The organism is Bacteroidia bacterium, assembly GCA_025056095.1.
GTDB lineage: Bacteria > Bacteroidota > Bacteroidia > JANWVE01 > JANWVE01 > JANWVE01.
Window position 1 is genome coordinate 1 of the sequence record JANWVW010000046.1, and the last position, 15,739, is coordinate 15,739.

At 37.1% G+C, this 15,739-nt stretch carries 11 protein-coding genes; 6 read left to right on the forward strand and 5 right to left on the reverse strand.

Annotated elements, in window-relative coordinates; translation table 11 throughout:
* Window positions 1–226: hypothetical protein (locus tag NZ519_05460; GenBank protein MCS7028195.1), on the forward strand; the 226-nt coding region annotated here is incomplete at its 5' end.
* Here the strand turns inward: NZ519_05460 and NZ519_05465 are convergent.
* Together NZ519_05465 and gltX are read right to left on the reverse strand one after the other, a co-directional pair.
* Complete coding sequence (locus NZ519_05465) at window positions 166–1,074, reverse strand: ribonuclease Z (protein MCS7028196.1); 909 nt, start codon at window positions 1,072–1,074, stop codon at window positions 166–168. The genes NZ519_05460 and NZ519_05465 overlap by 61 nt on opposite strands.
* A gap of 23 nt (window positions 1,075–1,097) precedes the next feature.
* Entirely contained in the window at window positions 1,098–2,633 is a 1,536-nt protein-coding gene (gltX, locus tag NZ519_05470) for a glutamate--tRNA ligase (protein ID MCS7028197.1), read from the reverse strand.
* A gap of 94 nt (window positions 2,634–2,727) precedes the next feature.
* Here gltX and gyrA point away from each other — a divergent pair, with 94 nt between their 5' ends.
* The 3 genes from gyrA to NZ519_05485 are packed head-to-tail and all read left to right on the forward strand — an operon-like array spanning window position 2,728 to window position 6,897.
* Complete coding sequence (gyrA, locus tag NZ519_05475; GenBank protein ID MCS7028198.1) at window positions 2,728–5,217, forward strand: DNA gyrase subunit A; 2,490 nt, start codon at window positions 2,728–2,730, stop codon at window positions 5,215–5,217.
* A gap of 8 nt (window positions 5,218–5,225) precedes the next feature.
* Entirely contained in the window at window positions 5,226–5,792 is a 567-nt protein-coding gene (locus NZ519_05480) for an SPOR domain-containing protein (GenBank protein ID MCS7028199.1), read from the forward strand.
* Window position 5,793: 1 nt separating this feature from the next.
* Window positions 5,794–6,897, forward strand: coding sequence for an acyloxyacyl hydrolase (locus NZ519_05485; protein ID MCS7028200.1), 1,104 nt, complete (start codon window positions 5,794–5,796; stop codon window positions 6,895–6,897).
* Between the two features lie 36 nt (window positions 6,898–6,933).
* Here NZ519_05485 and NZ519_05490 read toward each other — a convergent pair whose 3' ends face one another.
* The 3 genes from NZ519_05490 to mqnC form a co-directional block, all read right to left on the reverse strand.
* Entirely contained in the window at window positions 6,934–9,798 is a 2,865-nt protein-coding gene (locus NZ519_05490) for an outer membrane beta-barrel protein (protein MCS7028201.1), read from the reverse strand.
* Between the two features lie 97 nt (window positions 9,799–9,895).
* Window positions 9,896–10,333 carry a DUF4199 domain-containing protein gene (locus NZ519_05495; protein ID MCS7028202.1) on the reverse strand — a complete coding sequence of 146 codons (438 nt, stop codon included), beginning with the start codon at window positions 10,331–10,333 and terminating at the stop codon, window positions 9,896–9,898.
* A 43-nt stretch (window positions 10,334–10,376) separates the two neighbouring features.
* The gene (mqnC, locus tag NZ519_05500) at window positions 10,377–11,498 is read right to left on the reverse strand and encodes a dehypoxanthine futalosine cyclase (GenBank protein MCS7028203.1); all 1,122 of its coding nucleotides are present in this window, start codon (window positions 11,496–11,498) and stop codon (window positions 10,377–10,379) included.
* Between the two features lie 180 nt (window positions 11,499–11,678).
* Here mqnC and NZ519_05505 point away from each other — a divergent pair, with 180 nt between their 5' ends.
* Both NZ519_05505 and NZ519_05510 read left to right on the forward strand, forming a co-directional pair.
* A complete protein-coding gene (locus tag NZ519_05505; GenBank protein MCS7028204.1) occupies window positions 11,679–12,476 on the forward strand; it encodes a hypothetical protein in 798 nt (265 codons plus the stop codon).
* 233 nt (window positions 12,477–12,709) lie between these two features.
* Window positions 12,710–15,610: a carboxypeptidase-like regulatory domain-containing protein gene (locus tag NZ519_05510; protein ID MCS7028205.1), complete on the forward strand. Its 2,901-nt coding sequence runs from the start codon at window positions 12,710–12,712 to the stop codon at window positions 15,608–15,610.
* Window positions 15,611–15,739 lie beyond the last annotated feature (129 nt).

The window sequence follows — 15,739 nt, forward strand, 5'->3', positions numbered from 1 at the left end:
CGAAGTACCGAAGCGAAGCGCAGTGCGGAATGCCCCGACCCTTGCGTCAGCAAGGGGCACGCCCAAAAAAATAAAATTAAAAATCAAATTATTTTTTCTCAATTTGTTGAACAATATCAGTATCCGTAAATGGCTTGTTGTATCACGTTTTGAAGTATATCCCTTTTACTCAATTAAAAAAGTTTTACCTTCTTGGGCGTATTCTGTGTGCGGAAATATAGTTTGAGCTTCTTGTACTACTTCCTGCTCTAAATTAAAATATCGGGCTGAAACATGTCCTATCAAAAGCTTTTGTACTTGGGCTAGCTGCGCTATGGTAGCCGCTTGAAGGGCTGTACTGTGATAAGTCTCTACTGCTTTTTGAATTTCACTGTGTTTAAAGGTTGCTTCGTGATACAAAAGAGTAACCTTTTCAATGTAAGGGACTATTTCAGGATAAAAAGCCGTATCAGTGCAAAAAGCATAACTACAAATTTTTTTTCTCTCTCCCAATACTTGTTCGGGAAATATAGTTTGTCCGTGAATATTCTGTACAGGTATGCCCTTTTTGAGAAATTTGAATAAGTGCGGGGCTACCTGCAAAGCACGGGCTTTTTCTACTAAAAACTTCGGAGGTTTAGGTTTTTCTCTAAATACGTATCCATACGTTTCTATTCTGTGATTTAACCTAAAAGCTCGTACTTCAAGGTTAGCATTCTCATATACGACTTGGTTATTTTCTTGTGGCACAAGGTAATACACAGGAAAATTGAGATAAGCTTGGGTGAAATTGAGTTGTGTTTGAACGTACTTTTGCACATCTTGCGGACCTACAATAAATAACTCTGTTTTTCTGCCATTGAGCGACATAGAAGAAAGCAAAGGAACTAGTCCAAAGCAGTGATCGCCATGCAGATGAGAAATAAATATGGCTTCAAAATTACTTCTTATTTTATACTTCAAAATTTGAATTTGCGTGCCTTCGCCACAATCTAAAAGAAAGAGATGCTGCTCACAACGTAGTGCTTGTGCCGTAGTGTTTCTACCTAAGGTAGGTACAGCTGCTGAGTTTCCTAGTATTGTAAGTTGAAACATTAAGCGATGAAATTACCATTAGCTTATTCGGCTGCCTGCGCCCAAAGTGAAAGAGCTTTTTCTATTCTTTGAATACTTTTTTCTTTGCCTATCAAAGCCATAATTTCGGGAACGCTGGGTCCAAAAGATACACCTGTTATCATTAAACGAAGCATGGGCAGAATTTTACCTATTTTAACTTTGTTAAGGTTAGCGTATTCATGTATAGTTTTTTCAATAGTAGCAGCGTCCCATGTATTTAGATTTTTGAGTTGTGGTAAAATAGCCTGCCAATGTTGAATGTTTTCTGCGTTTACTTGTTTTTGCTTCATAGTTTCATCGTACTGGTTAAATTCTTGATAAAAGTACATTGCTAGCGTATAAAAATCGGGTATAGTTACCACTCGGTCTTTCATTAAGTCAATTACTCGGCTAATGTATTCATCAGAAAAGCCACTTACATTATGGTCAGAAAGTGTTTGTTTGACTAAGGGAAGTAACTTTTGTGTATCTGTATTACGGATATAAACACCATTGAACCATTTTACTTTTTCAGCATCAAACTTTGCACCTGACTTACCGATACGCTCTAGGCTAAAAGCTTGAATAAGTTCTTGCATAGAAAAAATTTCTTGGTCTGTACCAGGGTTCCAACCTAAAAGCGCTAAAAAATTAACAACGGCTTCGGGCAAAAAGCCAGCTTCTCGGTAACCTAAATAATCCTCACCTGTGGTAGGGTCATGCCAAGATATGGGAAAAGTTAAGATGCCCCCACTTTCGCGTTTTTTAAGTTTGCCATTACCATCGGGGCGTAAAATAAGGGGTAAGTGGGCAAACTTGGGCATAACTTCTTCCCAACCTAAATAGCGGTACAGTAAAACATGCAAAGGTGCCGAAGGTAGCCATTCCTCACCACGTATAACATGAGTAATTTGCATAAGATAGTCATCTACTACATTAGCCAAATGGTAGGTAGGCATGCCATCAGACTTCAAAAGTACTTTATCATCAATTTGATGACTTTGAACTACTATCCAACCACGAATTTCGTCATAAAAACGTATTTCTTCTTTGCGAGGTACTTTTAGCCGAATTACATAAGGTTCTCCGTTTGCAATACGGGCTTTGACTTCATCAGCAGGTAGTGTGAGAGAGTTTTTCATAGTATTACGAGTAATGCTATTGTATTGTGGGGATGCTACTTTGGCAGCTTTTAGGCGTTCACGCATTTGCTCTAACTCTTCGGGCGTATCAAAAGCATAGTAGGCATATCCTTTTTCTACTAAGGCTTCGGCATATTGTCTGTACATGTCTTTGCGTTCAGACTGTCTATAAGGCGCATGGGGACCTCCAACATGAGTACCTTCATCAAAAGTAATTCCTAACCAAGCTAAACTTTCAATAATGTACTCTTCTGCACCTTCTACAAAGCGAGTTTGGTCAGTATCTTCGATGCGAAGAATAAAATCTCCCCCGTGTTTTTTAGCAAAGAGATAGTTGTACAGTGCTGTACGAACACCACCAATGTGTAATCCCCCTGTGGGACTAGGCGCAAAACGAACTCTGACTTTTTTATTCATGGCACAAAGTTAAGTCATTTACTTAACATTACTAACTGTAATAGAGTTTTAAGCAAAAAGAAAAGGATTGATATTTTTCGTATTTTTGCTTGCAATGGAAAATACACAGAAACTCATTCCTGTTACGATAGAGGATGAAATGAAGTCTGCGTACATCAGCTATGCAATGTCTGTAATTGTGTCTAGGGCTTTACCTGATGTACGAGATGGTCTAAAACCTGTGCACAGGCGAGTATTATACGGTATGACTGAGTTGGGTTTAGCTTCCAATCGCCCATATAAAAAGTGCGCTCGCGTAGTAGGTGATGTACTGGGTAAATATCATCCCCATGGAGATAGTGCAGTGTATGAAGCAATGGTACGCATGGTACAGGACTTTTCTCTGCGTTATCCTCTGTTAGATGGGCAAGGCAACTTTGGTTCTATTGATGGTGATGGTCCTGCGGCTATGCGATATACCGAAGCAAGATTAAAACGTATAGCCGAAGAAATGCTTGCTGACATTGACAAAAATACAGTAGACTTTCAACCTAACTTTGACGATTCGCTTACTGAACCTACGGTACTTCCTGCTAAAGTACCTAATTTGCTCATCAACGGAGCATCAGGTATAGCCGTAGGAATGGCTACTAATATTCCTCCTCACAACCTGCGCGAAGTAGTACATGCTTGTATTGCTTATTTACATAATCCTAGTATTACAGTAGAGGAACTTAGTCAGTACATTAAAGCCCCTGATTTTCCAACAGGGGGAATTATATATGGCTACGAAGGCGTAAAAGAGAGTATGCTTACCGGTAAAGGGCGTATTGTCCTTCGTGCCAAAGCAGAGATTGTAGAAACAGAAAGAAAAACTCAAATTATTGTTCGTGAAATTCCGTATCAAGTTGTTAAGGCTAAGCTAATTGAACGCATTGCAGAATTGATGACAGAAAAAAAATTAGAAGGCATTAGTGATATTAGAGATGAGTCTGACCGTGAAGGCTTACGTATAGTCATTGACCTCAAACGTGATACAGATCCAAATATCGTACTTAACCATTTGTATAAAAACACACAAATGCAGCAAATATTCAGTGTCAATAACATCGCTTTGGTCAAAGGTAGACCTATGACACTGAACCTAAAAGATATGATACACTATTTTATTGAACACCGTTACGAAGTAGTTACTCGTAGAACGCAGTTTTTACTTTCTGAAGCAGAACAAAAAGCTGAGATTCTTAAAGGCTTATTAGTTGCCTTAGAGGATTTAGATGAAATTATTTCCCTTATCCGAGCTGCACAAACTCCTGAACTGGCTAAGCAAGAGCTTATTCAACGCTATCACCTTTCTGAAATACAAGCTAAAGCCATTCTAGATTTACGCTTGCAGCGATTGACCAGCATGGAAAGAGAAAAAATTCTCCAAGAATATAATGAACTACAAGAAACTATCGCATATTACAAATCTGTACTTTTAGATAAGAATGAGCAAACTAAAATTATAGAAAAAGAACTTCGTGAAATAGAAGCTAAGTTTGGAGATGATCGCCGTACTGAAATTGTCTATGCAGCTGAAGACTTGACTATTGAAGACATGGTTGCCGATGAAGAAATGATTGTTACTATTACAAAAAGTGGTTATATTAAGCGTACACCTGCATCGTTGTATCGTAGTCAAAAACGTGGCGGAGTAGGTTCCACAGGAGTTACAACAAAAGAAGAAGATTATGTAGAACACGTGTTCAGTGCCACGGCACACAATTATTTACTCTTATTTACGGAGAAAGGAAAATGTTTTTGGTTAAGAGTATTTGAAATTCCCGAAGGGGCAAAAAATGCCAGAGGAAGAGATATTAAAAATTTAATTAACATTGAGGAAGATGACCGTATTCGTGCTTATGTTAATGTCAAAACTCTTACCGATCAAGATTACATTCAAAATCATTACATCGTAATGTGTACTCAAAATGGCATCATTAAAAAAACAACTTTGGAAGCATATAGTAATCCACGTACTGTGGGAATTAACGCTATCAACATAAAAGAAGGGGACAGACTTATTGAAGCACGCTTGACAAATGGGAACCACTACATTTTACTAGGCGCAAAGATGGGTAAAGCAGTGCGATTTCATGAAAACACTGTAAGACCTATGGGCAGAACAGCAACAGGGGTTACTGCTATGCGCTTTGATGATCCTAATGACCACGTAATTGGCATGGTAACTGTTGAGAATGTCAATGCAGAGCTGATGGTAGTATCTGAAAAAGGATACGGCAAGCGATCACCTATTGAAGAATATCGCTTAACAAATAGGGGTACAAAAGGAGTTACTACTATTAAAATTACTGAAAAAACGGGCTATTTAGTTGCTATAAAAGAAGTTACAGATAATGATGACCTGATGATTATGACCAAAAACGGAATAACCATTCGTACAGCAGTAAAAGAATTGCGAACAATGGGCAGAGCTACGCAAGGAGTTCGCTTAATTCGATTGTCAGAAGATGATTCTATTGCATCTATTACTAAAATAGCCCGAGAGGAAGAGGAAACAAAATCAAATGGACTGAATGGTCAAAATAATCAAGTTAGGTAAAGGGGAATATGTTTCTACATCGTATAAGAAAGCTACCTTTGTTATTATTACTTGGACTTAGTTTTTTCTATAATGCCGCTCAAGCACAAAGGGTGTATGAAGATGAACCAGTAGATGCGAATATCTCTCGCATAAACTTTATTGAACCTACTATAACCATAGAACTGCCCAGCCCTGCACAAGCAGCTGAAATAAGTAATTCCAAAAAAGAAAACACTAAAAAGGTAACTTTACCTAAATACTCGGGTCCTTTCACTGATAGAATTCCTGATTTTGACAGTTTTCGGCTAAAAGAGCGCAGGCTTAATCAAGAAGGTAAAAATTTTAAGGGTTATAGAGTGCAGATTTATTCAGGGCTAGATAATAACCAAGCTCAAAGGATTCGGTCAGATTTTATATTAAAATTACAAGGTAGGTACAATACGTACAGTAGCTACGAACAGCCCTATTATCGTATTCGAGTAGGTGATTTCACACAGTATTGGCACGCCCGCAAGCTGCAACAAGAAATTTTGAAAGACTTTCCTAATGCCATGGTTGTCCAAGATAACATTCATTTGCCTATCAGCCGATAGTATGAAAAAGTTTTTTTATGTATTTATTTTGTTAAAAATAACAGTTTATCTCAACGATACAAACGCACAAAATAACATTGGCCAGCTTACTATCAGAGGACATTATGGTTTTGTCATGCCACATACTAATCTTATGACTCATTTTACAAATAATAGACATATAGGAATTTTAGAGATAGAGTATAATGTTCAGACTGATGGCAGTAGTGTATGGCAAGCAGCTTACAAAAAGCCTCGCATCGGTACATCTTTGTTATTTTCAGGATTAAATCATCCCGAGATTTTAGGCTATGCTATTGCTAGTTATTATCACGTAGATATTCCGATTATTCAAAGTAAAAGCACGGTGTTTTCAGGGCGTATCGGCGCAGGCTTGTCTTTTCTTACCAAACGGTTTGATCTCCAGCATAATCCAAAAAATACTGCTATTGGCAGCCATATCAACTGCACAGTAGCAGGAAACTTGAATCTGAAACAGGAGCTAAAAAAAGGTTATTACCTAGAAGGGGGAATTGCTATAATACACTTTTCTAATGCCGTATTTCGTTCTCCAAATTTGGGATTGAACTTAGTTACAGCACAAATAGGCATTACTAAAAATATTTTCAAATACAAGTGCAGTTGCGAAAAACAAAATAAGCGAACATCTTTACAGTATAAAAAAAGATGGGGTGCTGCAATAGATGCCGCCATAGCAGGAAAATCTATCTATCCAGGCGATAAAAATCTATACGCAGCTTACAACATAAGCACACAAGCACATATACGATTGAGCCACGTTAGCCGATTGAAGGCAGGAGTAGAGTTTTTTCATGACAATACACTTGTCAAAGAAATGCAAAGACAGCAAATTTTTGTAGGACAAGAATCACGTGCAGCTAAGCATATAGGAATATATTTAGGGCATGAATTATGGTTCTCTAGAATTGCTGTTTTATTTCGTTCAGGGTATTACGTATATGATAAATGGCAAAAATATAGCAAAATATATCAAAAGTATGGTATAAGGTATCAATTCTACAAATATGCTTATGTATATGTACAGGTCAAAACACATTTTGCTAGTGCTGATTATGCTCTGTGGGGTATTGGTACAAATTTTTAGCAACAAAAGTATATCTCTAAAATTCAGCTTAAATACTTAATGATGAGGTACTCTTGGCATTTCATGCATACTATTTTGATTAAACTTTCTGAATTGATAGGTGAAAGTCAGCATAATATAACGCTGTAATAAGTTTGTTTGATTATCCTCAATATATGTATCTGTAGCTGTACGGTTAATAGCGCGGTTCTGCTTTAATATATCAAAAACGGTAATTTTAAGTTCACCATTATTGTCTTTCAAAAACCTTATACCTGTGGAAGCTGTCCATAAAATAAAGTCTTGATTAAATGCTTGTGTCAAGCCGCTATTGTGCTGATGAGAAACTTCTGTCTGAAAGATATACCTCTTTTTTACCGTAGTATTGAGTTTGAACCTTGTATTTTGGTTTAGAAAACGTGTATTTAATTGCTTCTGTAAGGTGTTTTGTACCTGATTGTAAGTTGTATTGGTAGAAAAAGTAAAATCTAGATATTCGCTGATATTGCTACTTAACGTAATTCCACCGTTTAAGATAGTATTTTGAGAAAGGTTTTTTTGATAGTTAATTAAGCTTGGCGTTTGCGTAAAAGCAACAAAATAATTTATGTTGAAGTTGGTCTTAATTTTTGAAAAAGGTACACTGTAATTGCCAAAGCTGCGAATACTGAAATACTCTCCAATTTTGAAATTAGTAGGTTGTGTAATTTGCGTACCTGCGCGTAGTAGAAAATCATCAAGTATAACCGTATCATTTTTTGCAATAATGGTGCTATTACCGATATAATTATCTGTAATAGTAAAAGCGCCCCCAATAAAAAGCCCTTGTAAGGTTTGCGTGCTAGAAGTAGAATACCGTGTAAAAATATTGTGCTGAAAATCTTGTTTTAGTCTTGTATTTCCTATGGTCAATTGTGTGGGGTTAGTGTTGTTAATCACTTCTTGCAGCTCATAAATTTCGGGCACATTTGTACGCGTTCTATATACTAAGCGGTAATTCTTCTTATCTGAAATTTTATACTCAAAGATGGCATTAGGTAAAATGTTAGTAAAAGTGCGGTTAATTTTATAGACTTGTGGATATTGTTGGTTATTATTTAAAAAAGCTTGCTGATAGGCTAAACCTGCGGTAAGCTGCATCTTTTGGTTTTCAAACCGGTATGCTCCATTAAAGTTATGGCTAATGTAAGTATTATGTAATACGTTACTTAGAGTGGTATCTCTAAGCGTGTACGCACCAACAGCATAATTATAGTTATTAGTAATTTTATCTGTGTTGTTGAAGTTATGTGTATACGTATAGGTAGCTTGCAAAAAGTGATATTTAGCTACGGCTTCAGTATAAGTGATATTTCCGTTAGCATTAAGTCCCTGCCTGTCATTATCTGCTAACTGGTTAAGTGAATCAGAAATGGTATATAAAGTGCTGTAAAATATGTTTTTTGAGAGTAAATAATTTCTGCCGTGTGTTTGATTATAAGTAGGTGAAAGGTTAATAGTAAGGGTTCTTCCATAGTGCTTGAATAAATGTGTAAGTAAAATGGGCATAGAGATATTAGAAGCAAGGTTAATGTTATCATTACGGCTTCGAGTAGTGTTGACTAATTGCTGGTTCTGTCGACTATTTCCTGTAAAACTATTTTCTAAATGGTTGTTTTGAATAGATACACGGGGTTGCAATAAAATACTATTCAAACTGTCTATTTTGTATTCTATACGTGCATTAAAACGGTGATTGATATTGCGAGTGTCTTTCGTTTCATTTTGGATGTACACTAATCCTGAATCCGAAGGTAATATGAATTGTCTAAGTAGTTTAGAATCGGCATCAATATCACTCCAATTAAAGAAATAGCTTGTGGAAAGATCTAGTTTTTTGTTGATTTTATCGTTGAAGTTGATACCTATTGCATGAGTTTGAATAACTCCATTGCTATTAGCTACTAAAAACGTATTATCTCCTCCAAAATTAAGTCCACGCGGTATATTAAAGCCGCTGGGGGGACCTCCCCATCTTCCCATAAATCTGCCTGGACCCCCTCCACGGTTATTTCCTCCTCCGCCCATAATGCCTGCTAAATCTTCCATAGAAAAATTTTGCTCATTGATGTTATTGGTTTGGGCAAGAATAGTTAAGCGTTTTGTGCCTTTAAATCTATTCCAAGTAGCGTTTAGCTTATAGCGGTTATCTGTACCGTAACCTGCTACAAAGCGTCCAAATTGTCCGTTTCTGTATTGAGATTTAGTAACAATGTTAATCATTTTTGTATTGTTGCCATCATCAAAGCGAGTAATACGCGATTGATCACTTTTGCTGTCAATAATTTGTACTTTGTCTATCATTTCAGCAGGAACATTGCGCAGTACAGCATTAGCATCATCGCCAAAAAAGGGGCGCCCATCTACATATACTCTGCGAACTTCCTCGCCTTGAGCTTGTACTTTGCCATCTTGAATAGTAATTCCTGGCATTTTAGTAACTAAATCCTCTGCGCTAGCATTTTTATCTACTTTGTAGGCATCTGCATTAAACTGTGTAGTATCCCCTTTTTGTATTACAGGTGGAATTTTGTCTTCTATGACCACTTCTTTGGTATAAGCATCTTGCAGTTTGATAATCCCTACAAAAGTGTTTTTATTCAAGCTGATCATTTTAAGATAGTTCTTGAAACCTACAAAAGAAATTTTAAGAATATATTCACCTGCTGATGCTTGTAGATTAAAGAAGCCTTTTTCATTTGTCAGCGTGCCTATTACAATACTGCTGTCTTTAGGATTGAGTAAAACTACATTAGCATTCGGTAAAGCAGTAGTGTCAGTGTAGCTTTTTACTATACCTCTTACAAAAAAGTTTTGTGCAGGTAGCCAAAAAACAGAAAAAGGCACAAATATCAGTAGAAAGATAGACCTCCCTAATTCCATAAAAGCAAAAGTAGCAGGTAAAGTAACAAGAATTTGAGATAAAAGGACAAAAGGTATTGGTAGAGGATAACTTTAATCAAATTTGATTAAATAGTGATTAAGAAGTTTCACTTCTGTAACAGAGAGCGGCATACAGTAGGCAGCTCAAAGTACCTACTATCCAGAAACTTAAAAAGTAGTTTAGGGCGGTTTTGATAGGTTTCATATTTTGCAAGGTGTTTTTTATGAGGTCTTCTTGCATACCTGCTGCTTTAAGGTTAGCGGCTGTTTTTTGTTTTTCGTACTCAAAGGCTAGGGGATTAAGGTATTGTAGATATAAAAAATAAAATACTGATAGGATGCAGACGCTTAAAAAAATAGGTATAAAACCTGCTTGAAATGTTTTGCCGTAGTTTAAGTATCCTCCTGCTTGTTTGCGAGTATATAGCATCAGTCCCAGGGGCGCCAAAAGTAACGTTAGGAACATAGTAACTTGATAGAATAAAGCGTGTGCATAGCTGCCTAGTAAGAAGCCTGCAATCATGACAACACCCATGCATACTCCAAAGAGTATAGATTGATATTTTCGTTGCATGGTATTAGTTAGAGTTAAGGTAAGATAGAACTTCTGGAAGAGGTCTATATTCGTATTGTTGGTTGCGAAGTTTAGGAATAAATCCCGCTTCTTTGATACAATTTTGTAGTTCTTGTGCAGAAAGTCTGTAAGATGCGCCTGCGGCAGATACGACATTTTCTTCAATCATGATAGAACCTAAATCATTTGCACCACCGTGTAAACATAATTGAGCTACCTGGGGTCCTACTGTAAGCCAAGAGGCTTGGATGTTATCAATATTAGGGAGCATAATTCGGCTTAGCGCAATCATTTTGCAGTATTCATCAGCCATTACTTCATTTTTTATACCCTTTACTTTATTGAGTATAGTACCATCATCTTGATAAGGCCAAGGGATAAAAGCAATAAAACCTTTGCTGTATTCAGGTTTTTCTGCTTGTACCTCTCGTATCCAAACTAAGTGTTCAAAACGTTCATATAAGGTTTCCACATGTCCGAACATCATAGTAGCGGAAGTAGTTAGACCTAGTTTGTGAGCTTCTCGCATAACATCTAACCACTGTTTGCCGCTACATTTACCTTGTGAAATTAACCGGCGCACTCTGTCATTGAGGATTTCCGCACCTGCTCCAGGTAAAGAATCTAGCCCTGCATCTATCAAACGGGATAAAACTTCTCTATATGACAAATTGCTGGTTTCTGCAATATGCACAATTTCAGGAGGACCTAACGCATGCAATTTAAGTTCAGGCTTATATCTTTTCAGAGCACGAAATAAGTTTTCATAGTATTCTATGCCCAAATCAGGATTATGTCCACCTTGTAAAAGTAGCTGGTCCCCTCCAAGAGCAAATAATTCATCTATCTTTTGGTAAAACTCTTCGTAAGAAGTAACATAGCCTTCGCTATGTCCAGGAGGTCTAAAAAAGTTACAAAATTTACAGTTAGCTACACAAATATTAGTATAGTTTGCATTTCTATCAATAATCCAAGTTACGATGTTGTCAGGTTTTTTGATAAAACGAATTTCATTTGCTACAAACATGAGTTCGGCTGTGGAAGCATTTTCATACAGATACATGCCTTCTTCAATAGACAAGAACTCTAGCCGTAAGGCTTTAGCTAACAGATTGTCTACGTTCATTTTTTGTTTTAAGGATAACAGAACTTTTATCCGCAAAGTTGCTAAAAATAATGTAGTTTATCAAAGTTTAGCCAAGAACAAGAACAAATTTTTGAATTATTTATTAAAAAATGAGAAGAGAATTTGTAAATATGAAAAGTGTATTTATATTTGCAGTATTAAACAAAAATACAACCAACTATGAGAAAAGCAGGGCTTTTTATTACAATATGTACAATATGGTGGATTGTAGCTGGGCTAATTGCTACACAACCTGCTTATGCCCAAAAAGACAAGAAAGACAAAGCTAAAAAAGAAACTAAAAGTAGCGAAAAAAAAGGTAAAAAGGATAAACCTAGTAAAGAAGAAAAAAAAGCATTAAAAGCGATTAAGAAAAATCCAAGAGCTGCTAAAGCTCAAATAGACAATTTAACTAACCAATTAGCTAACGCACGCACCACAAATATGTTACTCCAAGAAGAGAACAACAAACTCAGAAAGCAAATAGATAGCCTATCCCAATTAAGTTCAGAAATTCAACGTTTGCGCGATGAAATCAGCCAAAAAGATAAAATTATACAAGATAAGGCTAATGAAATTGCAGAATTGAAGCGCACTATCCCCCCTGGTAGAGTTTATCGTGTACAAATTGGTGCATTTGTCAAATTCAAACCCTCCGCTGACCCGCTTTTTGCTCAACACTTTATGGCTGAGTCTAAAGATGAAATGAACCGCTATACTATTGGCATGTTCCGAGAAGAAGATAACGCAGAACTCTTCCGCCAAGATATTATGAGAATGGGCATCAAGGACGCTTGGATAGTAGCCTATAATGATGGTATACGTGATGAAAACTATAAGCCTAAACACGGACCTCCTGCTCCAAAAGGAAAGAAAACAAGCTCTATTAACACTGAAAAGAAAAAAGAAAAGGTAGTCGACTTTAATGACATATTTGATACGGACAAGGATAAAAAAAAAAGGATGATGCAAATGTAAAAACTACACACTCTACTGGTGGCAAAAAACGCCCCATAATTGATTGGTCAGACCCAGAAATTGCCGACGAAAACAAAAAAATTGGCAACAAAAAGAAAAATGAGAAAAAAGATGAAAAAATAGATATTTGGTAAGCAAAACAAAGCACTTCAAAAACGAAGTGCTTTGTTATTTAATGATATGTTAATATTCATGCAACACTATTCTAACACACAACTTAAATTTTTGTATGCATGTTACGCAGTTTATTGGTAATACCTTTAATTTGCTTTTTACTTTCTACTACTTGGGCTGAGGGCATCATTAGAGGTTCTATTTCAGATAATAATACAGGCGAACTGCTTATAGGAGTAGCAGTTACCTTAGAAAAGCCTGATGGCGCACCTACTTCATACGGAACAACTTCGGATATTGAAGGCAACTACGAACTAAAAGTACCCGCAGGATCTTATACAGTAGTTTTTACTTATATTTCATACAAAACACGTAAAATTCCAAATGTCAAAGTAGAAGAAGGAAAAATAACCACTCTCAATACTGTAATGGAAGCATCAGATGCTATCACTACTAACGTAGTAGTGGTAGAAGCCGAAGTAGAAAAAGAAACGAACACAGCTATCCTTTTACAGCAAAAAAACATGCCCAATATATCTGACAACATCTCCCAAGATATGATTCGCAGAACCCCTGACCGAGATGGCGCAGATGTACTCAAACGATTACCCGGCATCTCAATTATTGACAATCGTTTTGTAATTGTTAGAGGACTAGCAGACAGATACAACAATTTAACCTTAAACGGAATTATTCTTCCCAGTACTGAACCTGATAGAAAAGCTTTTAGTGTAGACATTTTTCCTGCAGGGCTAATTTCATCTATGAATATTATCAAGGCTGCAACTGCGGATATCAACGGTGAATTTGCAGGAGCTCTTATTCAGGTAAACACAAAAGACTTTCCCGAAAAATTTGCAGCAAGTATCAATTACGGTATTGGCTACAATGACTTAGCCACTTTTAAGCCGTTTTACTACCAACAAGGAAGTAAAACTGATTGGTTGGGCTTTGATAAAACAGAGCGCGTTTTACCCGATAAAACAATCAGCACTACTGTACAAACCTGGTTTATTGAAAATGATAGCCTTTCTAATAAAAACAACCTCTATGAGTATGGCAAAAAGTTCAAAAATACGTGGAAACCGCAGCAGCGCACAGGTGCTCTTAATCAAAGTTTAGCGGTTACTGTACAAGACAAATTCAATATCAGTAGAAAAGAAGTAGGTCTAAGCTTTGGGCTAAATTACCGAATGAACGAAAATTTTCTATTTCACATAAGACAATTATATGAAGACACTACTCGCCAATTCAGATTTGCCGAAAAAGAATATCAAACTACCGTAGCATGGGGAGGACTACTCAACGCAGGTATAAAATTAAATACTAATCATAAACTTGTGGTTAGAACAATGTACAACCAAAATGCGAATGAAAGTGTAAACTTAAGAACAGGAATGGATTACAGGACACTAGAAGAAGTACGAATGACTGCACAACGGTATTTATCTCGTAACCTAAGGGCAGCCCAAATATCAGGAGAGCATTTTTTTGCTAAAACTTATCAAGGCTACAAAGCCCAATGGCGACTAGGAGGTTCCATTTCTGACAGACAAGAACCTGATTTCAGACGGCTAGGATATTATAGACCTTTATCCGATACTATATGGTATGCCCAAGTACCTACACTAGGCTTAGATCTTGGAACCAACGCATCAGGTTCGCGGTTCTACTCATATTTGATAGATAAAATGTACAACGGCGGCGTAGACTTTACAGCACCGTACAAGTTTAGAATCTCTGACACAAACAGTGCAAAACCTCGCACATTGGAACTTAAAGTCAAAGTAGGCGCTTTCTTCAACAACAAATTCAGAGATTTTAGCGCACGGATTATTCTCATGAAGCAAAGTCAATTCATGAATAGTTTTCATGCCCCTGATTTAGGTATTTACTCACCCTTAGTTTTGCCCGAAGACCAAATTTTCGCACCTGAGAACATCACAGGAAATAAGTTTGACCGTAATAAATTTTTAGTTACCGACAATACTCGCCCCTCGGACAGTTATCTCGTAGTAGGGGGACTCAACACAGGGGCTTATGTAATGACAGATTGGACATTTAACCGAATAAAACTTAATACAGGGCTACGCCTGGAACGATTCCAACAACTTCTACAAAGCTATAAAGCTTTACAAAGCAGCTATGACTCTGTTGTCAAAGTAAATACTATAGTCAATGACTTTTTGCCCTCTGCTAACTTGACTTATGTGCTGACTGAAAAAATAAATTTACGCGCAGCTTACTACCAAACCGTAAGCCGCCCTGAATTTAGAGAACTTGCACCTTTTGCTTTTAACGATTTCATTCTCAATGGAATTGTATTAGGTAATCCTGACCTTGTACGTACCCGCATCACAAATGTAGATGCGCGGTTTGAAATGTTTCCTACCGCAGGAGAGTTATTTTCCGTAAGTTTGTTCTATAAAAAGTTTGTCAAGCCTATTGAGTTATATGCCGTTTTTGCCACTAATCCAACTTACACTTTTAGAAACGCAGATGCAGCTTACAATTATGGACTAGAAACCGAAGTACGTAAGTCCCTACGTAGTGTAAGTCATACACTTAGACACATTTACATTTTGTTTAATGCTGCTATTATTCGCTCTCGGATCTTTTTAGACAGTAGCAAGACAAAATACAATGTATATACCTACAATCGTCCATTGCAAGGTCAATCACCTTATTTAGTCAATGGGGGCATTATGTACAACAACCCCGATAAAGAAATATCCGTTTCACTGCTCTATAATGTATTTGGACCTCGTATTTACTTAGTAGGTAGCCAAAACAACCCTGACATTTATGAACTTCCACGTCATCAAGTAGACCTGCAAGTAGGCAAGATATTTAGAAAGCACTACGAAGTAAGAATAAACTTGCGAGATATACTCAATAACTACTATCGTTTTATTCAGGATGGCAACAGAGATGGAAAGTTAGTTGAGAAAGATGACCAAGTGTTTATCAAAACTCGGCAAGGTTTTACCAGTAGCATCAGCATAGGATACAGGTTTTAATAGTACTTGCTAAATTGACGAATTAAGTTTTTTAATAAGTTTTTTTGGGCGTGCCCCTTGCTGCGCAAGGGTCGGGGGGGTGGGGCCGACCCCGCCCCGCAGGGGCTCGCACGCGCGGGCGGAAGCGCG